23 protein-coding genes are annotated in these 26,349 nt (G+C 44.5%); 11 read left to right on the top strand and 12 right to left on the bottom strand.

Features of this window, described 5'->3' with window-relative positions:
- Positions 1 to 5 precede the first annotated feature (5 nt).
- Positions 6 to 1,589, bottom strand: a complete 1,584-nt coding sequence (locus tag MHB49_RS04890; protein WP_405155251.1) for an ArnT family glycosyltransferase — start codon at positions 1,587 to 1,589, stop codon at positions 6 to 8.
- A 183-nt stretch (positions 1,590 to 1,772) separates the two neighbouring features.
- On the opposite strand from MHB49_RS04890, the gene MHB49_RS04885 reads away from it, so the two are divergent.
- Complete coding sequence (locus MHB49_RS04885; protein WP_405155250.1) at positions 1,773 to 2,348, top strand: dihydrofolate reductase family protein; 576 nt, start codon at positions 1,773 to 1,775, stop codon at positions 2,346 to 2,348.
- Between the two features lie 303 nt (positions 2,349 to 2,651).
- On the opposite strand, the gene MHB49_RS04880 is transcribed toward MHB49_RS04885, so the two are convergent.
- Entirely contained in the window at positions 2,652 to 3,200 is a 549-nt protein-coding gene (locus MHB49_RS04880; protein WP_405155249.1) for a TetR/AcrR family transcriptional regulator, read from the bottom strand.
- A gap of 252 nt (positions 3,201 to 3,452) precedes the next feature.
- Between MHB49_RS04880 and MHB49_RS04875 the strand changes: the two genes are divergently transcribed.
- The 5 genes from MHB49_RS04875 (at position 3,453) to MHB49_RS04855 (ending at position 7,646) form a co-directional block, all read left to right on the top strand.
- Entirely contained in the window at positions 3,453 to 4,454 is a 1,002-nt protein-coding gene (locus tag MHB49_RS04875; RefSeq protein WP_405155248.1) for an NADP-dependent oxidoreductase, read from the top strand.
- Positions 4,455 to 4,472: 18 nt separating this feature from the next.
- The gene (locus MHB49_RS04870; RefSeq protein WP_405155247.1) at positions 4,473 to 5,252 is read left to right on the top strand and encodes an SDR family oxidoreductase; all 780 of its coding nucleotides are present in this window, start codon (positions 4,473 to 4,475) and stop codon (positions 5,250 to 5,252) included.
- Positions 5,253 to 5,465: 213 nt separating this feature from the next.
- Positions 5,466 to 6,164, top strand: coding sequence for an SDR family oxidoreductase (locus MHB49_RS04865; RefSeq protein ID WP_405155246.1), 699 nt, complete (start codon positions 5,466 to 5,468; stop codon positions 6,162 to 6,164).
- A 43-nt stretch (positions 6,165 to 6,207) separates the two neighbouring features.
- On the top strand, positions 6,208 to 7,287 hold the full coding sequence (locus MHB49_RS04860; RefSeq protein WP_405155245.1) for an alkene reductase: 1,080 nt from the start codon (positions 6,208 to 6,210) through the stop codon (positions 7,285 to 7,287).
- Positions 7,288 to 7,565: 278 nt separating this feature from the next.
- Positions 7,566 to 7,646 (top strand): putative holin-like toxin, encoded by an 81-nt coding sequence (locus MHB49_RS04855; protein ID WP_405157046.1) that lies wholly within the window; start codon positions 7,566 to 7,568, stop codon positions 7,644 to 7,646.
- A gap of 236 nt (positions 7,647 to 7,882) precedes the next feature.
- Here MHB49_RS04855 and MHB49_RS04850 read toward each other — a convergent pair whose 3' ends face one another.
- Together MHB49_RS04850 and MHB49_RS04845 are read right to left on the bottom strand one after the other, a co-directional pair.
- Positions 7,883 to 8,269 (bottom strand): iron chaperone, encoded by a 387-nt coding sequence (locus tag MHB49_RS04850; RefSeq protein WP_405155244.1) that lies wholly within the window; start codon positions 8,267 to 8,269, stop codon positions 7,883 to 7,885.
- Positions 8,270 to 8,312: 43 nt separating this feature from the next.
- Complete coding sequence (locus MHB49_RS04845) at positions 8,313 to 8,975, bottom strand: M48 family metallopeptidase (RefSeq protein ID WP_405157045.1); 663 nt, start codon at positions 8,973 to 8,975, stop codon at positions 8,313 to 8,315.
- A 170-nt stretch (positions 8,976 to 9,145) separates the two neighbouring features.
- On the opposite strand from MHB49_RS04845, the gene MHB49_RS04840 reads away from it, so the two are divergent.
- Positions 9,146 to 9,904 (top strand): GNAT family N-acetyltransferase, encoded by a 759-nt coding sequence (locus tag MHB49_RS04840; RefSeq protein ID WP_405155243.1) that lies wholly within the window; start codon positions 9,146 to 9,148, stop codon positions 9,902 to 9,904.
- Between the two features lie 40 nt (positions 9,905 to 9,944).
- Here the strand turns inward: MHB49_RS04840 and MHB49_RS04835 are convergent, their stop codons facing one another.
- Complete coding sequence (locus MHB49_RS04835; RefSeq protein ID WP_405155242.1) at positions 9,945 to 10,382, bottom strand: hypothetical protein; 438 nt, start codon at positions 10,380 to 10,382, stop codon at positions 9,945 to 9,947.
- A 68-nt stretch (positions 10,383 to 10,450) separates the two neighbouring features.
- Positions 10,451 to 10,870 (bottom strand): ester cyclase, encoded by a 420-nt coding sequence (locus MHB49_RS04830; RefSeq protein WP_379448429.1) that lies wholly within the window; start codon positions 10,868 to 10,870, stop codon positions 10,451 to 10,453.
- A gap of 323 nt (positions 10,871 to 11,193) precedes the next feature.
- On the opposite strand from MHB49_RS04830, the gene MHB49_RS04825 reads away from it, so the two are divergent.
- On the top strand, positions 11,194 to 13,719 hold the full coding sequence (locus MHB49_RS04825) for a transglutaminase domain-containing protein (protein ID WP_405155241.1): 2,526 nt from the start codon (positions 11,194 to 11,196) through the stop codon (positions 13,717 to 13,719).
- Between the two features lie 127 nt (positions 13,720 to 13,846).
- Here MHB49_RS04825 and MHB49_RS04820 read toward each other — a convergent pair whose 3' ends face one another.
- The 4 genes from MHB49_RS04820 to MHB49_RS04805 form a co-directional block, all read right to left on the bottom strand.
- Positions 13,847 to 14,749 carry an SDR family oxidoreductase gene (locus tag MHB49_RS04820; RefSeq protein WP_024631293.1) on the bottom strand — a complete coding sequence of 301 codons (903 nt, stop codon included), beginning with the start codon at positions 14,747 to 14,749 and terminating at the stop codon, positions 13,847 to 13,849.
- Positions 14,750 to 15,188: 439 nt separating this feature from the next.
- A complete protein-coding gene (locus MHB49_RS04815; RefSeq protein WP_405155240.1) occupies positions 15,189 to 16,568 on the bottom strand; it encodes an amino acid permease in 1,380 nt (459 codons plus the stop codon).
- Between the two features lie 325 nt (positions 16,569 to 16,893).
- Complete coding sequence (locus tag MHB49_RS04810) at positions 16,894 to 18,648, bottom strand: SulP family inorganic anion transporter (RefSeq protein WP_405155239.1); 1,755 nt, start codon at positions 18,646 to 18,648, stop codon at positions 16,894 to 16,896.
- 166 nt (positions 18,649 to 18,814) lie between these two features.
- Complete coding sequence (locus tag MHB49_RS04805; protein ID WP_405155238.1) at positions 18,815 to 19,144, bottom strand: ArsR/SmtB family transcription factor; 330 nt, start codon at positions 19,142 to 19,144, stop codon at positions 18,815 to 18,817.
- A 301-nt stretch (positions 19,145 to 19,445) separates the two neighbouring features.
- Here MHB49_RS04805 and MHB49_RS04800 point away from each other — a divergent pair, with 301 nt between their 5' ends.
- Both MHB49_RS04800 and MHB49_RS04795 read left to right on the top strand, forming a co-directional pair.
- Positions 19,446 to 19,841: a hypothetical protein gene (locus MHB49_RS04800; RefSeq protein ID WP_405155237.1), complete on the top strand. Its 396-nt coding sequence runs from the start codon at positions 19,446 to 19,448 to the stop codon at positions 19,839 to 19,841.
- 37 nt (positions 19,842 to 19,878) lie between these two features.
- Positions 19,879 to 20,883 carry a DUF4003 family protein gene (locus MHB49_RS04795; protein WP_405155236.1) on the top strand — a complete coding sequence of 335 codons (1,005 nt, stop codon included), beginning with the start codon at positions 19,879 to 19,881 and terminating at the stop codon, positions 20,881 to 20,883.
- 83 nt (positions 20,884 to 20,966) lie between these two features.
- Here MHB49_RS04795 and MHB49_RS04790 read toward each other — a convergent pair whose 3' ends face one another.
- Positions 20,967 to 21,956, bottom strand: coding sequence for a phosphotransferase (locus tag MHB49_RS04790; RefSeq protein WP_405155235.1), 990 nt, complete (start codon positions 21,954 to 21,956; stop codon positions 20,967 to 20,969).
- Between the two features lie 672 nt (positions 21,957 to 22,628).
- On the opposite strand from MHB49_RS04790, the gene MHB49_RS04785 reads away from it, so the two are divergent.
- The gene (locus MHB49_RS04785) at positions 22,629 to 23,969 is read left to right on the top strand and encodes a lytic polysaccharide monooxygenase (protein WP_405155234.1); all 1,341 of its coding nucleotides are present in this window, start codon (positions 22,629 to 22,631) and stop codon (positions 23,967 to 23,969) included.
- A gap of 192 nt (positions 23,970 to 24,161) precedes the next feature.
- Here the strand turns inward: MHB49_RS04785 and gnpA are convergent, their stop codons facing one another.
- Entirely contained in the window at positions 24,162 to 26,336 is a 2,175-nt protein-coding gene (gene gnpA / locus MHB49_RS04780; RefSeq protein ID WP_405155233.1) for a 1,3-beta-galactosyl-N-acetylhexosamine phosphorylase, read from the bottom strand.
- Between the last annotated feature and the right edge of the window lie 13 nt (positions 26,337 to 26,349).

Genomic DNA, 26,349 nt, shown 5'->3' with positions numbered 1-26,349 from the left:
ACGGATCACCTTTTTCTCAGGGAAGAACGTTCCCAGCCAAGTTTTCGATGAAACATGAAGTTATACGCATCTTTGAATCCCATGTACGACAATACAACCAGCAGCGGATATACGGGGTAAATATACCTCGATTTGATCTCCCACAGAATATAGAACCCGATAAATCCGAGAATAACCAGAATCAAAGAAACTTCGTCATACCGCTTTCCACGAATTCCACCGACCAAACGAATAAAAATAAAACAGTACATCATGAAATTCATCACATAAACGATCCAAAGCACCCCCGTCCGGTAGACGGAATCTCCCTTGAATAAGTCTGTTACCGCATTGGTATAACTGTAGGAGCCGGCAATTCCGCCACCTCTTCCTCCTCCCATACCCGAGGAGCTTTCGTTGCCGATGCCATATCGATCCATTTGGTAGGTACCTTCGGTCCAGGTCCAAATGATCTTTTTGTAATACATCTGGGCCAAGTCACTTAAGCTGGCTTCCGACAGCTTGCGTTCAATCTCCTGTTTGTACAGTTCTGTACTTTCAGCTTTGTTATAATTGGCTTCTCTTTGATAGATCTGGTAGCTCTCCATGTTGTCCCAGAAGCCGAATCGTTCCAGATTAATCCCCATGTTCAACCACATATAGACCGGTGCCGAATTTCCCCCAACAGGTTCACTGACAGCACCTGAAGATTTCAAGACCGCATTCTGAGTCCACCCTGGGACGTTAAACAACATAGCCAGCACGAAGATGGAGGCAATCCCTTTCTTGAATCCAATACTTCGCATATTTAGCAGGATGGTTAACATAGCAGCAATCAGCACAATTACGCCGATGCTTCGGAAGTAGTTGCCAATCGCGAGCAGAATGGCGGCAATGACGATCGTCCGCCAAGACTTTTCACGTATAAACCGAATCAAAAAGTATAAACAAGACGTCAGAAACGCCGTAGCAATGACATCGTTATAGATCAGGTTGTTCAGGAACAGGGATGGCAGATACGTCGCTGCAAAGATCAGAACCCCGTAATCACGTTCCGCGGACATATTATTTAACTGTTTATAAATGAGATAAATCATTAATGTCGTTAACGTTGCAAACAAAATATTAAACAGCTTGATCACCAGATAATTATCCGGGAACAAGTACAGCAATGTTTTTAGATACAAGACGGTAGAAAAGTTGAACGAGAACATATGCAGATATCCGCCCGTTTCGAACGAGGAATAATCCTGATCGTAAAGCATGTTCATCGCGAGTGAAAGTACGGTCTGTGAATCATCCGTAGGCACTCGTGGAAACACGAAGATAATTATGATTTGAATGGCCAGAGAACACAGCAGCACCACCGGAATGACAACCTTGGGACTGTATTTGTTCACCTTCAGACATAGGCGGTACAACACGACACCCGAAACCAGAAGCAAAGCAATCACCGGGATAAAAATACTCCACTGCTGCATGCCCAGAATCGGATTATCCCCGTACAAGGTGTAGTTGTACTGCGCCCGAACAAACAGGGACGAAACGATGAACAAGCCAACAAAAACAAGCAGAATGAGGTAAAGCGACTTATAGATCACCTTAGACATGCCAAAACTCCTTTTCCAGTACAGGATTCGGGAATAGTATAATGCCTGTACCTGAAAAAAGGCTGAATTCAGATTTGTGCTTCAGAATGCTCATTAAGACAACAAGGAATATGAGGATACCTCATCGAATAAGAAAAATATGTTCATAGTTAGATATCCCTCATGCACAAAGGAGAATTGAAAATGAGAAAACTCGTTCTATTTCTGCACGCATCACTTGACGGTTTTGTAGAAGGGCCGGATGGTGAAATGGACATTGGCTGGGTTTCCTACGATGCTGATTTGGAGAAACACGCGAAAGAAATTCTGAGTACTGCCGACACTGTCATTTGGGGGCGTGGGACTTATCAGATGATGCACAGTTACTGGCCATCTGTGCCTTCGAATCCATCAGCTTCGCAACATGAACTGGATCATGCCGAGTGGATCGAAAAGACAGCCAAAATCGTATTTTCCACGACGCTGGAGAACGTTGAATGGAATAACTCCAGACTCGTAAAAGAAGATATCGAGGAAGAGCTCAATAACCTCAAACAGCAGCCAGGCAAAGATATGGTCATCCTCGGCAGTCCTAGGCTCGCACATCACCTTATGCAGCTTGATTTAATTGATGAGTATAAAATTACGGTTTCTCCCGTACTGATCGGTAAAGGATTGCCATTATTCCAAGGTCTGAAGGAGAAAGTCAATCTTAAGCTAATCGAAAACAAAACCTTTGATTCTGGAGCCATAGGTCTCGTTTACCAGACGGTAAGATGACCCTGTCACTTAAAGTGATTACGCTAAAGGAAGTCGATAGCTCAATAAGACCAAGAAAGCAGCTGATCAATGTGATCGGCTGCTTTTATTCAACTAACGGGCAGTTTAGTTGAATATTAATTGCTCTAAACATACCACAAAGGCGAATATTCTTTTGGGGAAAAGACTGAAAAGAACTCCCCAGTTTCAGGCACCCATGGACAAGAACATGTTCCCACTTAGATAAAAATTTAAGTGCAGCAAAGAAAAAGGAGCAGTTACCTCAGGCAGGCAACACTGCTTCTTGTAATATAGGATATCCTTTCAAACACCCTGTTTGATTAAACTCCAGATGCGTTCAAACCGATCTTGGTAGTCTGGTGAATTCCAGGATTCTTTAAAAGAGGGAAGACTAAACACTGCAAAAGCAGATAGAATTGCCTCTGCCCGCTCAAAGTGAGGATCGTTATAACCCATAAACTGATCAATATGTTGATATGAATCCCAGAGCACATCTCGTAATACCCGTGGATTACTGTCCACATATTGTGTATTCAAAGAGAACATTTTGGGATTCTCATTATAAGCGCGTTTTTTGGCATTCACAAATGCCCAAAGCCAGTCGTGGAGCACTTCCTGTGGTGAAGCCAAATGAGCTATGTTTATAGTGATTTGTTCTGAAATCATCCGATTGAACCAGTTTTTAGCTACAGCTGCCCAGAGTTCTTGTTTATTTTTAAAATGCTTATAGAGTGCTGCATGGGTAATATTCAATTCATCCGCTATTTGTGAGAGCGTCACTTCGGATTTCTCCGTCCGTTCAATTAATGCCTCGGCAGTTTCAATAATAAGCTGCTGCGTGATTTTAGCCATTTGTTATGGCAGGTGAATATGGGGCTTTTTGAAGCGACCAGTTACTGCTATACCCCAGTCTCACACCGTTCTGCCCAACCCTTCTTTCGTTAGTTAGTCTTTACCAACCGGTAATCTTACCTTTAATTTATTTTAGCATATAAAATATGTAGTAACAAACGTTGACTTTTGTAACCAATAATATTATGCTTGCTGTGTAAGTTACAAAATATAATAAATGTTACTTGGTGATGCATATAGGAGGATATTTTTATGAAAGCAGCACAGATTACCCAATATTCAAAACAGTTTAAAGTTGAAGTGCGCGATATCCCAGTCCCGGAAATAACGGATCACGAAGTTTTGGTTAAGGTGAAAGCTGCGGCGGTCAACCACTTGGAACTGCTTATCGCTACTGGAAGTGTGAAGTTAATCCAGGACTATGCGTTCCCACTGACACTCGGTAATGAGCTCTCAGGTATTGTCGAGAAGATTGGCAAGAACGTCACTGGTTTCCAAGTTGGTGATGCGATTTATACACGGCTCCCGCTGCAAAAAATCGGAGCGTTTGCCGAATACGCGGCGATTCATGTGGATGCCATCGCTCACTTACCGGGTAATCTGGATTTTGTAGCTGGTGCGGCTGCACCTTTAACGGGATTGACAGCCTATCAAAGTTTGCATGAAGAGCTAGCTGCAAAAGCTGGAGAAAGCTTGTTCATCCCCGGCGGCTCTGGTTCATTTGGCCAAATGGCTATACCTATTGCTAAAAGCATGGGACTTAAGGTCATTGTTAGTGGAAGTCCAACAGCACGCGAACGTACAATGGCTGCTGGAGCGAGTCAATACATTGACTACACGGCTGAGAACTATTGGGAACGACTTCGCGATCTTGATTATGTGATCGATACCTTGGGACCCAGTGAATTTGATCATGAACTCTCCGTCATTAAACCAGGCGGTCATCTTCTTTCGCTAAGGACAGGGCCTAATAAACGTTTTGCCAAAACTATGGACTTACCGTGGTGGAAACAAAAGCTATTCAGTATTGCCGGAGCCAAGTATGATCACAATGCAAAGAAAAAGAAGATCGAATATCATTTCGTCTTTGTACGCAGCGATGGAGAGCAATTACGGAAAATTACTAAGATTATTGAAAAGAACGGAATTGTTCCCGCGGTGGACCCCACAGAGTTTCGCATTGAAGATATCAATAAAGCTTTAACCCTTGTTGCAACAGGTCATCCTAAAGGGAAAGTTATTATCCGATTTTAAAGAAAGTGGGTGATGATCATGAAATTGAAAGGCAGAACTATTCTGGTGACTGGTGGTACGTCCGGAATTGGCTTTGCTTTTGCGAAACGACTGCACGACATGGGGAATACTGTAATCATAACTGGACGCTCACAACAACGAATCGACCAGATCGTAAATAACAATCCCGGCTTTATCGGAATAATGGCTGATGTTAGCAATCCCGATAGTGTAGAGCATCTTGCGAAGGAACTAACCCTTCACTATCCCAAACTGGATATGGTTATGAATAATGCAGGCATCATCCACGAATTCGACTTGTTTGATGAAACAGTCACTTACGAGGATATTACTGCAGAAATTTCCACAAATTTGAACGGGACAATCTATATGACCAAGGCATTGTTACCACTGTTAGCTAAACAACAAGAGGCAATGATTGTTAACATGAGCTCACTACTTGCTAATATTACTATCGCCAACGCACCTACGTATTCTGCTACAAAAGCTGGCATTCACATGTTTAGTGATGCGTTACGTGAGCAAATTCGGGCTAAAGGTAAAAACATACATGTAGTGGAACTCTGTCCACCTGTTATTTCTGAAACCAATCTCACAGACACTTTTGACGAAGGTTTCTTGAATAAAATAATTTCTCTGCCATTAGAGAAGCTTGTAAACATCGGTATTAAAGGGATGGAGAAAAATAAACTGCGAGTAAATGCGGGGTTTACGAAAATTATGCGCTTTTCCATGAAGTTCGCTCCGGATTTCATCACTCATACTTGGGGGGGAATGCTCCTTAAATCAAAGCAATAATTATGAATAAGAAACACACGGTGTTGTATCATTTCCTATGCATTTTCTAGTATGATCGTTCTTAAATAAATATTTAATCTTCATTAAAATAGTCTTCATACAATGGTGCTTTATTCAACCATTATTAGAATGATCATTCTCGAAAATTTAGCCTTTGGGCCTTGATTTTATAATGAATAATTACAATCCAAAACAAAAAAAGGAGCTAATACAATGAATATTTCTAAACAAGTCGCATTTGTTACTGGAGCAAACAGGGGGCTTGGCCGCCAGCTTACACTTGAACTTCTATCTAGAGGGGCAAAGGTTTACGCAGGGTCAAGAAATCCAGAGACTATCGATATCCCCGGTGTTACACCTGTAAAGCTTGATGTAACCAATCCTCAAGAGGTAGCAGCAGCTGCCAGCCTTGCTAAGGACGTTACCCTTCTCATCAATAATGCAGGATCATCTACAGGCGCTTCTCTCCTAGAAGGGGATTTGGCAAAAATCCAGCTGGAAATGGATACGCATTTCTTTGGTACGTTATCCATGGTTCGCGCTTTTGCCCCGGTCATCGAAAACAACGGTGGAGGTACGGTTCTGAATATTCTTTCCGTATTATCTTGGTTCAGCGGCGGTAATGCGGGTGCTTATACTGCTGCGAAGGCTGCAGCCTGGGCATTGACGAACGATCTGCGTTTGAATTTGTACCCTCGTCAGATTAGAGTTGCAGGCTTACATGTCGGATTTATGGAAACAGACATGACTGCTGGTCTTGATGCTCCCAAATCGAACCCTTCAGATGTAGCGAGAATGGCTATTGATGGTATCGAAAGCGGTAGCTTTGAGATTCTTGCTGATGATAACAGTCGAATGATTCAAGCTGGACTTTCAGGTGGCGTTGCTACTCTATACCCGCATCTTTCTTAATTACAATTACGGTTTGGACTAAAATTAAAGAGGAGTGTACAAAATGAACAAATTGTGGAGTGAAACCAAAGTTGGTAACCTAAAATTGCCGCATCGTTTAGCTATGGCACCGATGACACGCAGCAGAGCAGAAGAAGACGGTACCCCGGGTGAATTAACCTCCCTGTATTATGCACAAAGAGCATCGATGGGGCTTCTAATCACGGAAGGTGTGCAACCATCCGATGATGGTCAAGGATACCTGTGGTCGCCGGGGATCTATACGGAACATCATATTGAAGGGTGGAAAAAAGTCACGGATGCCGTTCATGCAGCAGGCGGATTTATGTTCATCCAGTTAATGCATGCTGGCCGTATGTCGCATCCCGACAATACCCCCCATCATCGTCAGCCCGTTGCGCCGTCAGCGATTGCTCCCGGTGTTCAGATGTTTACTGCTAAAGGAATGCAGGACATCCCAGTTCCGCGCGAGTTAAGCAAAGAGGATATTCAGACGACTATTGCCGATTTCCGTAAGGCAGCAGCAGCAGCTATTGAAGCCGGTGCAGACGGCGTTGAAATTCACGGAGCAAATGGATATCTCATTAATCAATTCATTGGTGAAAATTCGAATACACGGACGGATGAATATGGAGGATCGATCGAAAACCGGGCCCGTTTCGCAATTGAAGTGACGAAAGCCGTTGTAGAGGAAATTGGCGCAGAAAGAACGGGCTTCCGAATTTCACCGGGGACACCTCTTGGAGGAATTCAGGATGGGGAGCAAGGACCTGAACTGTACCTCTACCTGGTCCAAGAATTAGCGAAGCTGGATTTGGCTTACCTTCATGTGATGCATCTTGGAAATGAAAAGCTGCTCCAGGGCGTCCGCTCCATTTGGACCAATCCACTATTAGTCAACCGGGCAGGACGTGCTCTGGAAGATCTGAGTATCGATCTTGACAACGGCATAGCTGATATCATTCCAGTTGGTGCATGGTCATTAGCTAACCCGGATTTAGTAGAGCGCCTTAAAACAGGGGCACCATTAAATGAGGCAGATCCTAAAACCTTCTTCGCGGGGGGAAGCAAAGGTTACACGGATTATCCTACCTTAAAAGAATTAGAAGCACAAAAGAGCTAAGAAGTAGTTAACGGACTAATACGTCGTTAAGCTAATGGGAAACGTTAGTTCAATAAATCTCAATAAACCGCCTTTTCCAAAGGCGGTTTTCTTATGGTCACAATTCATCAGAATTCAACATAGCTATTTTTTTCGGGATGCCCTGCAACTAATGAGCGAATTACATATACACAGATTCTGAAGCCATAAATTCTTACAAAATATGCTATAATCAACAAAGCAATAGAATAGGCTTAAAGGGTCGGTCGGCTACCTCGCCATGAAGGGAGGGATGCCCTGTGACAGTGTTTGAAGCAATCATGTTGATGCTTACCTTCGGTACGCTCATCGTTGCCATTCTGCCCGATAAACGCAAATAGACCGCCCTCATAGCAAAGGAATGCGGTCTATTTCATCGTGCCCTTATGTTACTGAAGCCCACCGCCCTTAAAAGCGGCTATTGCTCAGAGGAGTCGTGTTACCAGCACGGCTCTCTTTGCATTTTACGTCTAATCTACTCTAATTATACCATACTCAAATCTTAGAAGTCACATATAAACCGTATTAATCCTCGTACATTTCCTTTTACTCACGCATATATTTACTGTACCACCCACTACTTATTACGCTTCTTTTCCTGAGCCTTCTTCACATTTTCCTGCACTCGAAACTGAACGATCTGACGTACCAGTTCTTCTGGCAATGGTTGATCCAGTGGAAATTGAACTGACCCTTTGGCTCCCTTATACCGTGAGAGTTCTTCCTTAAACGCTTCGATTCCACTGGAACCCGGGTAAAATCCGATATGCCTGGAGTAGGCTGCAAAATGAACCAAGTTCCCGTGCTCTGCATACGTTGGCATCTTGTAACTGATCTTCTCCACGGCATTGGGAGCCGTATCGCGAATCAGCTGTCTTAATGCTTGTAATTTGACCTGTACATCCGAAGGAAATTGCGAGATATATTCATCTACCAGCACATCAAAAGAATTACTCTCTGACATCTTGAACTCCTTCCACCACGTCCACTCGTGGTATGGGTATTTTTCACAACGTCATAGCTCGGCCATTTCGCATCAAATAATCCTCCTTGGCTTTGTAGTCAGGCATAATACTGCCCACTCGGCGCCAGAATGAACGATCATGATTCATATGATGGATGTGACATAGCTCATGAATGATGACATAATCAATGACTTCCAGCGGTGCCATCGCCAAACGGTAGTTAAACGTCAGCTTTTTATCCCAACTGCAGCTTCCCCACTTGGTCGCCGATTCCACGATATCCACAGACTTCGGCTTCACCTTCAACTCCTGCTGGTAACGGCCAATCCGTTCACCAATCATTCTTTTACACTCGGCAAAATAAAACTTTTTCAGATTCGCACGCAAATCCTCTTCTGAACATCCCTCAACATCAATTAGCTCATGCAGCGCATGTTCTTTGCCAAAGAATAGAAACTTCCCTTTGCCTTCCTCTTCATATTCTTTCGCTTGAGGACCGTCCAACGCCTGCTGCATCAGAGCTGATTTTGTCAAAATGACTTCCCCATGTTGCTCAACAAGCTGCCGGATCATGTCTTCGCTGGTACCATTGGGAGCCTTGATTGTGACCATATAGGGTAAATCCATCGTAATGGAAGCTTTCTTCCGTTTCCCATATTCGATATGACAGTTAATGATGTGATTGTTTACTTCAATAGTTAGCATAACCTGCACCACTTCTTCCGATATTTCAATTTCCAAATTTGGATTTATTCATTCAGATTGTAACCCATTCAGTAACTCTATGCATAATGTTTCGCGGCATTATATATCTCATATTGAATTTTTATTCATTATTATGTATTATTATAAAATTATAAGATCGGAGGATAGATATGACCCCTACATTGAATCCGGATTACAAAACCATTGAGGAACTATCACTCAACCATTGGCAGCCCTTATCCACTTTGCTTTTTGACGGATGGGTACTGCGTTTTGCACAGGGATATACGAAGCGCGCCAACTCTATTCACCCCCTTCACTACTCTACCCAAGATGTGCATGAAAAGATCGAGCAATGCGAGCGAATCTACGCTTCCAATCAGTTAAGTACCATATTCAAGATTACACCGTTTATCCAGCCGGATCATCTTGACCAGCTTTTGCATGAAAAGGGGTATGATGTTGTGGATCTGAGCCGGGTCCAGACTCGGAGCCTGGCAACCATTAAGGAGCCTGAGCACTCTGATGTAAAAATGGACGAACAGTTAACCGGAGAGTGGTTGGATCATTTTTGCAGACTGAATCAGCTAAGTGATCTGCATCGGGGAACGATGGAACAAATGTTGAACAACATCCGTACGCGCACAGGTTTCATCTCGCTATTCATCGACGGACAAGTCGTCGCTTGTGGATTCGGTGTGGTGGAACGAGGTTATATTGGACTGTATGACATCATTACGGACGCTGACTTTCGCAATCGGGGATTGGCCGAGCAGATGATCCTTCATCTATTGCATTGGGGAAAAGAGAATGGAGCTACCTCCAGTTACCTGCAGGTGGTTGCTAATAATGCCCCCGCATTAAAATTGTATGCCAAACTTGGATACTCGGAAATCTATACATATTGGTATAGGGTCAAGAAAGTCTAGGTTTTTCTACAATCACTCCAACAGTATGAGCCGATGGCTTTTATAAACTTTTCAATTTATTGAGGTCTGTACCCAGATGAACACTCAAACTGCCGGACATTCCTTGTGCAGAAGACATGCTCACATAAAACCACCCCGTTGACCAAGCTTGGTCACTCCAATAAGTATGCTCTTTTCCATCTGCTGGGACAGTATAAGACATTTTTGCGGTTCCAGCAGTAGATTCTTGGTTGATCGTGAACGTGAACTGTTTCGAACCTGTGTTTTTAAAGCTCACTTTCACATATTCAAATCCCTCGGGGATATTAAACTGTTTCGTAGTCGCAGTGCCTGTGAAATCCTCATTATTAATTACTGATAATGTGGATGTGGTAGAAGTAGTGACAACAGATTTATTATTCATTGATACTGTTGTTATTACTGTAGTAATAATGGCGGTGGCGGCCAGAACAGCCATTGCCATTTTTGTGTGTTTCACGATGTCACCTCACCTGTTATAACTGTATTATATAATTTGAGAAATCTCTCCTGTGAAAGAGCTGGTTCTCAGCTCTGATTGCGCTCCAATTGTTTTTCGATCCCCAGCCTGTCGATCTGAATCCAGTATTCTGCAATTCTCTCATTCTCCACTCGATATACCGCACTCGCAATTTCAATCACGGGCAGGTTGGTCGGCGCATATCCATCCACTTCTCCAACATGAGTACCCACTTGTCTCCAGCGTACATATACTTTATCTCCCTGTGCAAGCAACTCCTGAATCTGCAGCGAAAAATCTCCGTACGCCTCAATCATTTCCCTCACATGATCCGCATAGACGGAAGGCGTTCTTGTGACAGTCACTTCCTCTTCCGAGATCACCTGGTGAGCCAGTACCTGCTCGGCCATCAGTGTATTGGCATAATCAAGATTGCGACCCGAGCGCACTTCTTCAAAAAAAGTTCTGACAATCTGTTCTGGCGTCATCCGATCCACTCCATTTTTCGTTTTATCATGCATTGTACCAGAAGTCTCAACAATTCTCACTCTCTCGCAAAGATCAATCCAACTAGCTCTTATACAGGATTCTCGCTCTATTGTATATAGTCATAATATACCATTACATATCTTGACAATAAGTCTATATGACCATAGACTAGCAAAAGACATTAGGGAATTAATAGGAGGTTTTGCTGATAAGAGGTTCGAAAATGGTTTTTAACCAGAAATGATAATCTTCGGTGTTGAGAAATTATTATTTTAGAAATTAGCCTTTGCAACAACTTAGAATAACGAGAAAGTGGTGTATCATGAAACGTTTATTTTTGATTATGTTTACGCTCACCCTATTATTGGCTGGATGCCAGAGCAATGACAAGGAGAGTAGCCCGTCCGAGAATAACCCCACAGAAACAGTAGAAGGCTCTAGCATATTAAGTTTGAAGCAGAAGTACGGATCTGAATCGGATAAAGCGATTATGCCGATGTATAACGTAGCTCAAGATGAAGAATTTACGTTCAAGTTTAAAGCGGATCTAGGAAAAAGTAACTGGTCACTGAGTGATATGATTTCAGTACATACCGATATTAAAGCACTTAAAGCAAGTGAAGTAGCTTTGTTGTCAGATATTCATGACAATAGTATTTCTATTAGGCCTCTTGGATGGGGCGTTTTAAGTTCAGATTCCATGAGAACCAAGGGTCAAAGCTCTTGGGGTGGAGCCCCAATATATTACATTCGTCTCAATTATGATCCAGACGCAGAGAACCTGACACTGCTCGATCGACCCATCATTATTCCGTTTACGGTGAAATCAGAGTTACCTGTACCCAACCTAAGATACGAAATTGACAAAGATAGACGTTTCAAATTGGTCTGGGACAAGGTTGAAGGTGCAACTGAATATAAAATTTATAAACGTTCTGACCTAACCGACTTTGATACAAACAAACCTTTAACTGGCGAAGAGGATGCTTTCAGCAATAGTATACCTTTAGATATTGCGGTAACGACTGAGACTTCCTTTAATGATTTTATGAAGGACGGAAGAGGCGGGCTTGCGACTTATAATGAAATGATAACGACTCATCAGAACCATGGTATACGAGGAGAATATTACGTCACTGCTATCGGTGGGGGCAAAGAGTCCAATTTTAGCAAAGGGGTCCCTACAGCTCCACTAGCATCCCAGTTACCGACAGCTTTGAAAGAACAACTGTATATGGAGAAATTAAAGAATATAGATGTACTTCCCCAAAAAACGACAGTTGAGTACAATGATGGTTCTTTAGCCCTTGAGACGGTCATCTATGATACTGCCAACGTAGAGATTTCGGAGTTCAACGAAACGAATATTCCGTTTCACATTAAAGGAACAGCTCTAAAAAGTTACGTACGAGTGGAGAATGTGACTCAAGATGACCTGGATAGACTTGCACAGCAAACCGTGGCAGATTCAAGTAACGGACTGGTAGAACCGAAAAATGACACACCATACGTCCCTGCACCTGATGTGCCAACCATTATCAACAATCATGATGCGACTGAGCCGGCAACGGAAACAGAAACAGAAGCGACGGTGGAAGAAGCTTCATCTACGGAGTCCACAACCGATACTGGAACGTCAGAAGATAAAACTGACCCGGTATCCAACGAGGCTGCCGAAGAAACTTCCGATAAGTCTTCCGATAAAGCTCCTGATGAGATTACGAGTGAATCTCCTGATCCAGCTTCCGATATTGAAGAGGATAATCTGGTAGATGAACAGAAATCCAATACACAGCAGAATGTAGAACAAGGCAATCAGGAAACCGTGCCTGAGCCGGCTACAGGCGATGCAATGATCAATGCAGATTCTGCATTGGAAGAAGTTTTGGCTAAAAACATGGTCGCTGCCCAAGACAAGATCTCATTAAAAGCTTTTCCAGAGGCCCAAAATTTCACAACGCTCTCGGATGTTGTCCTGAAAGTGATGTACCAGAATCCATTGATTCTGGGTGTGGAAGGTTTTGAATATAATTATGGTACTCTTACCCTTTCGATCCATTACAATGAATCGGCAGATGTCATCCAGAAGAAGCAGAGCGAGATTATCGCCAAAGCAAACGAAGTTGTTGCTTCCATCATCAAAGATGGCATGAAGGATGATGAGAAACGGAAAGCCATCTACGATTATCTGAACGATAACGCGAAGTATGACGATGCAGCTTTAGAAAATGCAGAACAGAACAACTTTAAAAATGTCGATGCACAGTTCAATGATTCTTTTACCACATACGGTATTCTGGTCAAAGGCGTTGGCGTATGTGCCAGCTATGCTTCCGTCTACAAACTGCTCTCCGATCTGTCTGGACTGGAAAGCATCGTCGTAACGGGAGCATCTAGCGGTGTTCCTCATGCGTGGAATAAGGTGAAAATCGGAAATGAATGGTTCCATGTAGATGCCACAAACAATCTGACCAATTCCGGTATTCCTTACTTCCTGTACAATGCAAATGATGAGACAGCTGCAAGTCAGAAAACGATAGCGGATAAGGATTACTGGCTTGATTCCGAACTCGCCCTGTTTAATGGCGAAAGTGATGCGAACGATTATTATATACAGAACGATCTCGAAGTCGCTTCGATTAGTGAATACAAAACGAAGGCAGAGAGTGAACTGAAAAATGGAGAAAACCGGGTAATTCTCCGTTTTGCCTCACCTGTGGACTCTGATGAGCTGATGACAGCTGCCGGTGAAGCCCTTGCTGCGGTAGATGAAGCCCTGCTGAATACGGCGCAATTGGCCACGCTGGGCAGCTATGCCATTCTGGAGCCTAACCCGGATCAGAAGTAATTCGATAATTAAGAAAAATTCCATAACAACAAAGAACTCCATTCACCTTTATCGGGAATGGAGTTCTTTGCTTCATTTGCCTACAATCAAATGACCTATGGCTCATAAGCCTTTAAGATATCCAAAATTACGGACTAACTGTACCACCATTGGCGTTCAATGTCTCACCGCTCACATAGCTCGATTCCTGGCTCGCAAGGAATACAAACGCTGGCGCCATTTCAGCAGGCTGTCCTGCACGACCAAGCGGTGTATTGGAACCGAAATCAGCCAGCTTCTCTACGGGCTGTCCACCAACGACCTGAAGCGGTGTCCATACTGGACCTGGTGCGACGACGTTCACACGGATGCCTTTGCTGCCGACTTGTTGAGCTAACGCTTTGCTGAAGGTGTTGATTGCAGCCTTTGTTGTCGCATAATCCAGCAGGATTGGAGATGGCTTGTATGCCTGAATAGAAGACGTGTTAATGATGGAGCTGCCTGGTTTCATGTGTTTCACAGCTGCTTTGCAGAGCCAGAACATTGAATAGACATTGGTTTTGAATGTCGCATCGAATTGTTCTGTGGTCAGATCGGCGATCTGCTCTACAAACTGCTGTTTACCCGCCACGTTGGCAAGAATATCGATCCCGCCAAGCTCTTTTACAGCAGACTCAATGAGTTCTTCGCAGTATTTCTCATCCTTGAGGTCACCTGGAATCGCAACCGCCTTGCGGCCTGCTTCTTCGATCAGCTTGACCACTTCCTTCGCATCGGCTTCTTCCTCGGGAAGGTAAGCCAGAACGACATCCGCGCCTTCACGGGCAAAAGCGATGGCTGCTGCCCGGCCAATACCGCTGTCTGCTCCGGTTACAACCGCTTTACGTCCGGTCAGACGTCCGCTGCCTTTATAGCTTTTCTCACCTGCATCAGGTACAGGAGTCATTTCCCGCTGAAGCCCCGGCTCCTCCTGCTGCTGTTTCCAATCTGATGTTGCCTTCGGATATTGTGTCGTCGGATCTTGCATGGTGTGCTGATCTTGGTTAGCCATGTTCAATTCCTCCTCGGATTAATTTACAATGATCACTACGATCACAGAATAACCTTACGATCGCTGTTATCCCCAGATTTTTTTCTCTCCTTTTATAAGGGGAAAATCCGGGGATAAAGGCGAACACTCCGTTTCTCCAGGTTATTTCTGCGCTCTTCGTTATCATGTAAATTTTAAATTTATTTAATATGTTGTTTTCATAAAAGTTGCACTCTTTCCTTTGTAACCGAGATGGGCGGAATTTAAACCGGCTCTGAATAGCAGCTCTTCTATTTTCAATCATAAAACCTCCAGTTACAGGAGATTCGAGCATGAATTTTGAAAAACAAAAAAATGCACTCCCCGCATGACACTGGATCTCCGTGAAGGTTCTCCCATGTATTCAAGGAATGCATATATGATATTACGATATTAACATCAACGATTTTATAACATAAGGCTAGTGATCCTCGCCTCCATCTACCCCCTGTCTTTTTCCTATGCCAAATATGAAATATCCGATCACAACGATCGCCATAAATGTAGCCCCGACAATCAGGGGTAACCGCGTATCCGGGTTAAATGCCATACCGATAATGACGAGCGTCAGATATACGATGATGATGTAGTTGCTGATTGGGAACCATTTGGACTTAAAGTTATGATCGCCCATTTCATTGCCCCAACGCTTCCTGAACCTGAACTGGCTGAAGGCCAGCGCGAACCACGGGACCATTCCCGGTAGAACACTTGCACTATAGATGTACAGGAACAGCTTGGAGTCGGGCATCAGGTAGTTGAGTACCACACCAATCAGCAGCAAGGAAATTGTGATGATAATACTATTGCGGGGAACCCCGCCTTTGGACAGCTTTTTGAAAAAGGCCGGTGCTTGTCCATTCTCCGCAAGCGTATAAAGCATACGTCCTGCACTATAGATTCCGCTGTTACATCCCGACATCGCGGCGGTAAGCACGACAAAGTTGATAATTCCCGCAGCAGCGACAATCCCGACTTTGGCAAACGTCAGTACAAACGGACTTCCCGTCTCCCCAACTTCATTCCACGGATACAATGTCACGATGACAAAGATGGCCCCGACGTAAAAAATGAGAATACGCCACACGATGTTTTTGATCGCTTTACGCAGCGTGACCTTCGGATTTTCCGCTTCGCCTGCTGTAATTCCTACCATTTCGACGCCCTGATAAGCAGCCGTTACAATACACAGCGCGAAGAGGAAACCTTTTATCCCTCCTGGAAAGAAGCCGCCATGGCTCACCAAATTCGACAATCCAATCGGCTCACCACCATTTCCCAGACCGAAGAAAATCAGCCCGGTTCCGATCACAATCATGAAGACAATTGCCGTCACCTTGATCAAGGCAAACCAGAACTCAAACTCGCCGTAGTACTTTACCGCTGCCAGATTCGCTGCTGCAATAATAAGTACACCAGCCAAAGCAGGCAGCCATTGTGGAATATCCGGGAACCAATAACCCACATAGATTCCAATTGCCGTGACTTCCGCCATACCAACCGTGACCCAGAGGAACCAATAACTCCAGGCAGTCAGGAACCCGGCGAGTGGACTGATATACTTGTGAGCAAATGTGGCAAATGAGCCGGTGACAGGCTCCTGAATCAACATTTCCCCCATAATACGCATGACAAAAAAGATAATGATCCCGGCCAGCAAATAGGCCAGCAGCACTGAAGGACCTGCCCATTTAATCGTACTCGCCGATCCCATGAACAATCCGACGCCAATTGTACCTCCGAGTGCAATCAGCTCTACATGGCGGGGCTTTAGCCCTCTAGATAGTTGCTTCGATTCCAAACGATTCTCCCCTTTTCTTGTGTGCAGCTTCTTGTTGTCAGATTAGATTATTATATTCACATTAACGCAATGCAGAATTGCTTCACCAAATTGTACGAGATGTTCTGCAGAAATACAACAAGGAATGTAAGGAAGCGGGTTCATCGAAAAACAGGCCATGCAAAACCAGAACATTCAATGTTTGTCCCCGTAAATACTCATTTGCCTCAATATTCTTAATCAAACCGTACAACAAGTTAGCATCCCCATCACCATCATATATAGACGCAAATACTCGTCCAATTCCCTTCGTGTAAAAAACTTCGAACAGAACGATAAGTCCAGATTATATAGAGGTAGGCTCCATCAAACTTTGCCGTTTAGCAACGGCATCTTCTCGCGACAACACAGCACATTCACGAAAAGCAAAATGCTTGCAGCCTAGGCACTTCTGGTGATTCAGATGCTGTAATGCATAATTGATGGCTTCACCGGTATGCTCAAACATGTGATCCGGATGAATGCGCTCCATTAAACCCGTTCTCCTCATCATCTCCAAGGGCTGCGCCTGAACGCCTGAAAACAGTATCATGCCACCGCATCGCTCAAAGTGCTTCACCATACTGGCAAGGTTGGCTTCACCTGTTGTATCCATAAAAGGAACCTTCCCCATACGGAGCAACAGAATACCTGGTCTTTGATGAACCGAATCTATCACCGATTTCTCAAACAGATCTGCCGCCCCAAAAAACAAAGGGCCTTCAATCGTGTACATACTGATCTGCGGACAATCATGTCCTTCATGAACCATATGCGCCATAACCTTCTCATGCTTGTGATCAGGATCAGGCAGCACTTTGGCAACCTTCAGCATCTCGCTCATGCGCTTCACGAATAGAAGGACCGCCAGGATCAGTCCCACTTCCACAGCGGTGGTTAGACTCGTAAAAACAGTGAGCAAAAAGGTAATAAGTAGTACGAGTGAATCACTCGTTTTGGTTTTCATTACATGTACGAACGATCTCCGCTCACTCATATTCCAGGCAACCAGCATCAACACCGGGGCCATACTGGCAAGTGGGATGTGGGAAGCATATGGAGCGAAGAGAACAAGCACCAACAACACAACAACGCCGTGAATAACGCCAGAAAATGGTGATACTGCACCGGATTTAATATTCGTTGCCGTACGCGCAATGGCCCCAGTTGCTGGAATGCCGCCGAATAGCGGTGTCACCATATTTGCGATCCCCTGCCCAATCAGCTCCCGATTGCTGTTATGACGGCTCCCGGTCATGCCATCCGCGACAACAGCTGATAAAAGCGATTCGATACCGCCCAGCATGGCGATGACAAAAGCGGGCTGCAGCAAACTCACCACACGAGCCCATGTGATCTCTGGAATATGAAACTGGGGTAGCGCTCCTGGAATAACACCGAAGGTCGAGCCAATCGTAGCCACCTGATCCTTGAAAAATAGCGTAGCCACGACGGTGGATAGAAAAAGACCGAGCAGCGAGGCTGGTACTTTTGGCGCAAACTTTGGCACAAGCAAAAGAACAACCAGACAAATTCCAGCTGTCAACAAACTGTATATATTAATCGTAGAGATATGAACACCGATTTCTTTCATATTGGACCAGAAATCCTCGTGCTTCTCGATGCCGCTCAGCCCCAGAAAATTCGCAATTTGCCCACTAAAAATAATCACAGCAATACCTGCCGTAAATCCAATGGTCACGGGTCTTGGAATAAATTTGATCAACGCGCCAAGCTTGAAAACGCCCATAAGTACAAGCATTAATCCGGCCATCATCCCGGCAATCAGCAGATTTTCGTACCCATATTGCATGACTATGGCGAAGAGGATCGGAATAAATGCACCCGTTGGACCACCAATCTGGAATTTGGACCCTCCCAGCAAGGAAATGAGAACACCCGCGATAATCGTTGTGTACAGACCATACTCGGGTTTGACTCCGGAAGCTATCGCAAACGCCATCCCGAGCGGGATCGCAATAATACCCACAATCAGTCCGGATAACAGATCCTTGCGGACAGCGGAAGCATTGTATCCTGCAAATCTCCCCATCCATTTCATCTCTCATAACCTTCTTTTCTTTATATATTTGAATATTTGAATATAATAAAAAGACTACTCCCGTCTGTGCTCTCTGTCAATCGTAATGCTCACACAGTTACCCTCATAAAACGCAAAAAACAAGAAGTTACCTGAACTTGTTTCCGGTTCCTCTTGTTTAATGTGTTTAAGTATCTTTTCGAATGTCTTCCAGCATGGAAATGGCATCAACCAAATGATTGTCAAAAATCTTTTTAGCAACGGCAAGCAGGTCTTTAATCAAAGGATCGCGAAGCGAATAAGTAACTGTCGTTCCTTCTTTTAATCCGTGGACAACGTTTTTGCTGCGCAATACAGCCAACTGCTGCGAGACGGCGGAGCCTTCCGACCCCAGAATGCTTTGCAGTTCATTCACATTTTTCGCCCCATCGCTCAAAAGCTCCAGAATCTGAATTCGCATCGGATGCGCCAACGCTTTGAAAAAATCCGCTTTAAACTGTTGTATGCTCGGATTCATACGCTATGCCCCTTCAACCAAACTTTTGAAGATGCAAATATCATAACATATAACATATTGAAAAGAAGTAGAAAGGAAATGAAACACTCTATGTCGCCGTGAAAGATTATAATTCGTCCAAACTCTTCTGTCATTTAAACCACTATTTACAATTGTATTTTAATTGGTATATATTATACCCGTCAGGAATGTTAACGCTAACATAAACTGAAAAAAGGAGGATGTCTCAGTCCACTTTCGAAAAGGTTTTCGTTTTAGTGAGCTTACTTAAAACATTTCATTTTGAAAGGATGAGGTATCGATGAAAAAACTAAGCAGCACATTATTTGTGTTTTTTATGGGCATATCCCTTATGTTTGGCCTGACCGCATCAGCTAATCCCGCCATCGTAAGTTATGGAAGCAGCTATTCCAATACGCTCACTGCTGGTCAAGGATACGCCTACATTCTCCCGAATGCCAGAACCACAGGTACAAGCGTAAAACTTGCAGCCTCCGCAGCCAATGCACTTCAACTGCACTACTACTGGAGCTACAATAATACGACAATCGACCTCGGAACAGTCATCGTAAGCAACAACAGTTACAACGGCGGTTCAGCCTACTACAATCCTGGCACTCTGATCACTGTGGTAGAACGCGTACCAGCGTCCACTACGTTGTACCCTTCCGTATCCTATACCATTTCTTTCAATTAAATGGATTGAACGTAAACTGGGGAAAAGGTCCTATCACTTGGGAGGTCTGCTTATGCAAGAGCAACATGCAGCACGAGTCGAATTATTCGTTTCCAACACACAGATCATCAAAAAATCATTCAAGTGGCAAAACGCGATGATGCATCGCCTGGCAGCCCTACTATATGCAGCCGAAAATAAAATAGCCGAGGGCGAAGCCATCCGTCAAAGCCACCAATTGATTAAGCAAAACACGAACCTCTTTTCGGCCTTCCGGGGAAATTCGGCGATCAGTATTGCCACCATGCTCTCGCTTACGACAGATCAGGAAAAGAAACTGGAAGACACTCTCCTTATCTATGATCTGATGAAAAAAATTAAATTTCGTACGTCCGATTTTCTGGTTATTGCCGCCTATCAGATTGCAGCTCACACGACGCCTGACCAATTCGAGCATAAGGTCGAACGAGCCAAAGCATTCTATGATCACATGAAAGCCCAACACCGCTTTCTTACTGGACAGGACGACTATATTTTCGCTGCCATGTTGGCCCTTTCTGATCTGGATGTCGAATCCGGTGTGACCCGTATGGACCAGCTCTATGCTGAACTAAAACCTGAGTTCTCGCCGGGCAATAGCGTGCAGGCATTAACGCAGGTGCTGGTTCTAGGAAATGACAATCCAGAGGCGGCCGCTCACGTGCTGGCGTTCAATGAGGCATTCCGCAGACGGGGGATACAATTGGATAAGACCTACACCCTGTCCTCTCTTGGGATCCTCTCCCTACTGCCTGCTGACAGAGATACGCTAGTGGAACAAGTCGAGGAAACGTATAAATGGTTGCGCACCCAGAAGGGCTTTGGAGCGTGGTCAATCAGCAAACAGGAATTGCTGCTGCTCTCCTCATCGCTGGTGGCGGTGCAATATGTAGAGGATCTGCGAAACGGTGTTCTGACCACGACAGTCTCCACCAGCATCACCAACATTATCATTGCCCAACAGGCCGCAACAGCCGCTGCTGCAACGTCGGCTGCCGTCGTTGCTTCGTCCTCATCGAACTAGGGTATTTATGCAAAATAAACAGGCCCTCTGGAATCCTCCAGAAGGCCTTCGTTCTTTGATTCCATCATGGTTGTTAGATACTACTACTCCACGATATTCGTGTCACGAAATTCCTCAATGAAGCTGTTCAGCCAATCCGAGCCGTAATCCAGCGCCCCCATATCACTCTCAATAAAAGCAACATCCAGACCCATAACCCAAAATCTGCGAGCAATAATGAATAGATCTACAGCCTCTTCATCTTGTTTAGAAAAACTTCGAATAGAACGATAGCCCTTCAGAAGCGCACTCCATAACACTTCTTTTTGCTCACCAGACTGTCTCTTCCGAGCCTTCACTTGTGCCAGGTCGTAGGAACGCCAGCCTTTAGCCGCCCATTCAAAATCATAATGGATAAACTGATTACCCTGTTGAAAAGCGTTATTGTTTCCATGCATATCGCCATGGCATAATCCAAAGTCCAAACCTTGTCTGGAAACGGTAGCGATGCGTTCTTTTAACTCCGTAGTAAACGTATGTAGAAATGATGATGCTTCATTTTTCTCACCGATGTAATTAATGATTCGTTCAAGAGGCCCGTCAATGAGAAACTTCGTATCCAACTCATATCTTGGCAGCTCTGCAACCGCCTGATCCATGGCCTTATGCAATTCAGCGGCAGATTGACCAAATTTGTAACATGACTCTTCATCCTCAAGGTTATTCTCCGTCCCCTCGATGTAGCGAAACATTACGGCCATCCGTCTGCCTTCTGCCGCATCCAGTACGGTGTATCCGCTGCGATCTATCTTCTCGATGTACTCTCCAATATCGGTGTGTGGAGCTGAACCTAGAATGCTCTTTAATTGAGTTAACAGGGATAGTTCGTACTGAACATCAGCCTCCGTAATTTCAGTACGGTAGACACGAAGAATATACATGCCAGTAGATGTGCGTACCCGGTAGGTATCATTTAACCCTCTCAGCCAAAACAAACATTCTTCCCATGGTCCGATATCATACTGATCTCTCAATGCAAACTCCAGATATTTAGGGTTGAGCACTGAACGTAAAGCCATCGGTTGATTGAACATATGTATGCTCCTTATGTTTGATATGATCATCACACTATATTTATAGATAAATGATCCCTTCATCTATCAATCTATAACATAGTATATTTTTAATTTATTTTCCAGAATATATATTTAATCGAGTAAATGCTTAACTGAATTCATTTCGCCTCGTTTATGCACACAAATGATCTTCCCAGCCTTGACCTTGAAATCACTTCAGACTTTATACTGTGGATATGGTTCTGGACAATCCGGTAATATTCGACTATGAACCCGAGATCCGATGCTGGCTGTGGAAGGCTCTGATGTGATTCGGCGGATATGGGCGGCAGATAAAGCTCGATATAATGTTAACCGACCAAGGAGCGTTGAATGGTTGTTTTTTTATGTCCTTATATCAATGTTCGTTTATAGCGAATTAACTTATCAATCCAGTCGGAAATAAAGGCTTTTGTTGAGAGATGCTCTCTCGACAAAAGCCTTTTATATGCCTCTTAAGTGTTGAAAAACTGGAAAATCGTTGGAATTTATCCTTGTTCGGCGAATTTGCGTCCTTTACAATAACTTTAGAAATTCCCGTATATCGATTTCTTTATCAAACGATATCCATATCTGGTATAGCACTTCCTTAATTACGATATAAGCTCTTACATGAGTTTATATAAAAAAAATGATACAGGAGGCTATCGAATGTTCAGATTCATTTTACCGTCTTCCAAGTTAGTATTGATTTGCTGTCTGCTGGTGCTTACAACGGTAAGCATGCTCTTCAACAGTCCAAAAGCGTTGTCACATGGTTACGTAGAAGGACCGGCGAGCCGAGCTGCACTGTGTGCTTCGGGAGTCAACCAGGATTGCGGCAGTATTGTGTATGAGCCCCAAAGCCTGGAAGCACCTAAGGGCTTCCCATCTGCAGGACCTGCGGACGGCCATATTGCAAGCGCCAATGGCGCCTTCCCCAAGCTCGATGAGCAGTCCGCTGCACGTTGGTCAAAAGTGAATATGTCTAGTGGCACTAATACGTTTACTTGGAAACTGACAGCGAACCATGCAACGGCAAGCTGGAAATATTATATTACGAAAACGAACTGGAATCCGAATGCACCTCTATCTCGTGATTCGCTTGACCTGACACCGTTCTGTTCCGTCGCCTATAATGGCAGCCAACCTCCATTTAGTTACACCAACTCATGCAACGTACCAGAACGCAGTGGTTATCATGTTATCCTAGCAGTCTGGGAGGTTGCGGATACTTCCAATGCTTTCTATAACGTCATCGACGTGAACTTTTCCGGGACAAATCCGGTTGACACTGTGGCACCAACACCTCCAGCTTCACTTGTGGCAACTGCAACTGCAGCTACGAGTACATCCTTATCGTGGAAAGCTTCATCAGATAATATAGGCGTAACAGGGTATAAAATTTACAACGGGACTACCTTGATAGCGAATGTATCCGGCACAACTACAAGCTATACCGTAACAGGGCTGACAGCAAGCACGGCTTACACCTTTACGGTCAAAGCAGTCGACGCAGCAGGCAACGAATCTGCAGCCAGTAATATTGTAAGCGTTACCACAACTGCACCTCCTGCAAACGACACTACCGCACCCACATCTCCAGGCGGGCTGCATGTGATGGGAACACCAACCGCCTCCAGCATTCAGCTGATGTGGACGGCATCCACGGATAATGTAGGTGTGACAGGGTATAAAATTTACAACGGCTCTACTTTAGTTACAACAACATCCGGGACGGCAACGTCCTATACGGTAACTAATCTTGAAGCGAACACAACCTATAACTTCTCGGTTTATGCTGTTGACGCGGCAGGCAACCAATCAGCTGCAAGCACGGTCAGCGGTAAAACAGCAGCTGCTTCAACTGCACCTGCATGGGCAGCCAACACCCAGTACACAGTGGGTACCATCGTCAGCTACAATGGTTTGACGTACAAGTGCCTCCTAACACACAAATCTCAAGTGGATTGGATTCCTTCGGCAACACCAACCCTCTGGCAGGTGCAATAACCGGATTGTCGGGAGGATTAGATATAAAGAATGATAAAGAGTTCCATAGCGATATAGGTTGAGATTCACAACCACAGCCTGTCCACTTAAATAGGATCAGCTGTGGGCTGTGCACTACATCTTGCAAAAATAAGACGCTTCAGGAATTCAACGAATTCATCCCGAACGTCTTATTATTTGCCTTTTTCGTTCCTAGACCGATTGTATCAAGCCAATATGGGTAATCCGGGTGTCATACGGATCTAATTCCACGGTTTGTTTTCCATAGTCCGTATCAATTGTCGTGGTTTGAACCTGATCACTATTATTAATGACGACCAATATTTTACTATCTGGATAATAAGTACACTCTGTCAATAAGTTATCCGTGATGTACTTCGAATCATGGAATTCATGACCTGCAAAGCGAATCAGATTCAGCAGTAGTCTTGTATTTTCCCAACTGAAAACGAAGGAAGGCAGGTAGATTCCTTTTCCTTTACCGAAGTCATGTGTAGACAATGTGATCATCCCATCCGTTTCATCCACTACAGCAGCCGATCCATCGGTAAGATAAATGTTATGTTTTGGCGCTATGCGGGCTCCTTCCGGTAACAAACCATGCTCATCTCGAGTTTCATACGTCCATTTTCCATGAACCACCCTGGCACCTGTATCCTCATCCACCCCAAGAACATGTGCCATTCTGAAAAAGCTGTCGTACCCTTCTACCGCTGATGGCTGGTTGATGCCAATAAAAGTACCGCCTTCATACACCCATTTGGTCAGTATATCCACACACTGGTGGTCATTCCAATGCTCTCCCCCGCTCCATGCTGAACCGGCAGAGCCGGCATTGATTACGACATCTATATTTTGTAGAACACCCTGACGAATGTCATCAAAATCAATGAACTGCACTTCAACCGGTAAGCCCGACAAGGCTTCATTCACATGAATCAAGTCATGCATATACGTTTCATGGAAATGACCGGACAATGTCCACGATCTTAATTTTCCCCAGCTATGCAGAACAGCTATCCTCGTCTTAACATGATAGGGCTTGCCATCTAGATGCAATCCTTTTATTCCCCTGAACTCGTCCGCAATCTTCTCGATGTAATCGCAAAAGTCCGGGTAAGGCTCAACCAGATGCAGATAGCCACCCAATCCAATCCGGTCAATTGGCTCTCTGAGCAAAGCGCGCCTTATATTAATCCAATACTTTTTGGCGTCCAACGTGGGGTCTCCGCCCTCCTTAAAGGTAGGAAGTCCGCCTAAGCCAACCGGAAACAGGTAGGGATGCAGCCGAATCTCATGGGTATCCACGCTAACACCTGAACACATCCTTGCTTCATAACCGGAGAACACACATTTAATCATCCCGTCGAATCCAAACTCCTGAAAGCGGTCATTGTAAGGCTCCATGCCAACCCAGCTGTCATCATAGAAGACATACGCCAGCTTGCCGTGGTTATGCACGATATCAATTAACTTTTTCCCAAATTCGATCACAAAATCATTGATAAATGCCATCCAGTCCAGCTTGCGCTGCTGCGCCGGGATATGACTCACGCGATATTTACCGCCATTTACAAAATCCTCGGCAGAGAGCGAATATCCAACTTTTTTGGCAAACAGATCAAGTGCTCTTGAACTCACCGTAAAATCGTATGAACCCCAGTCTGAGAAGAGGTGGCGATTCCGCTCGTCGCTGCCCCAGATCCAGGCGAAATTATAAAATAATGAGGTGAACCGGACCACGGTCGTTTCCGGATGCTGCTGACACCAGTTCTCCATCCAGTCCAGCAGATATGTCTGCGTTTCCGGATAGATTGGATCAATCTGCATCAGGTGCTCCTTGTCCCAATGGTTTGTCGTGTGATTGTACATCGAGATCTCTTCCCAGATCCGGTAGACCATAAAGCTTACCGTGTATTTATGCCAAGGGACAATTCCGGTAATAACCACATGGCCGGATTCCCTTTCGTAATTCCATTGTGCTCTTGGCACTTCCTCCCCGGTTGTCCGGTCAAAGACCTGCCAATACTTAAATGCCTCTTTGGAATCATTCACTCTGAATTGTTCAGCAAAAAAATCCTCCATCAGATAGAAAGATACATAATCTTGTACAGCTACCTTCGGATTTGTAATTAGAAAACATTGCTGCAGCTTATCGGGATTTCGGGATGCCCACTCGTTATGATCCCGGATGATGCAAATGGTCGAATAGATGCCATACCCGGCGTTAATAATCTCATCAGACAATTGTGTGCCGTCACTGTCACGAATCACGTCGGCACCCCACCGTTCTGCAAGTTCCAACGTCAGTGCCTCATAACCGGATTCACCGGGTAGCGTAAAGGAGCCTTTCATTGGCTTGGACAACTTGGTTCCCTCC

Source organism: Paenibacillus sp. FSL K6-0108 (assembly GCF_045040695.1).
Lineage (GTDB): Bacteria > Bacillota > Bacilli > Paenibacillales > Paenibacillaceae > Paenibacillus > Paenibacillus pabuli_B.
This window is presented reverse-complemented; position numbering and strand designations above follow the sequence as displayed.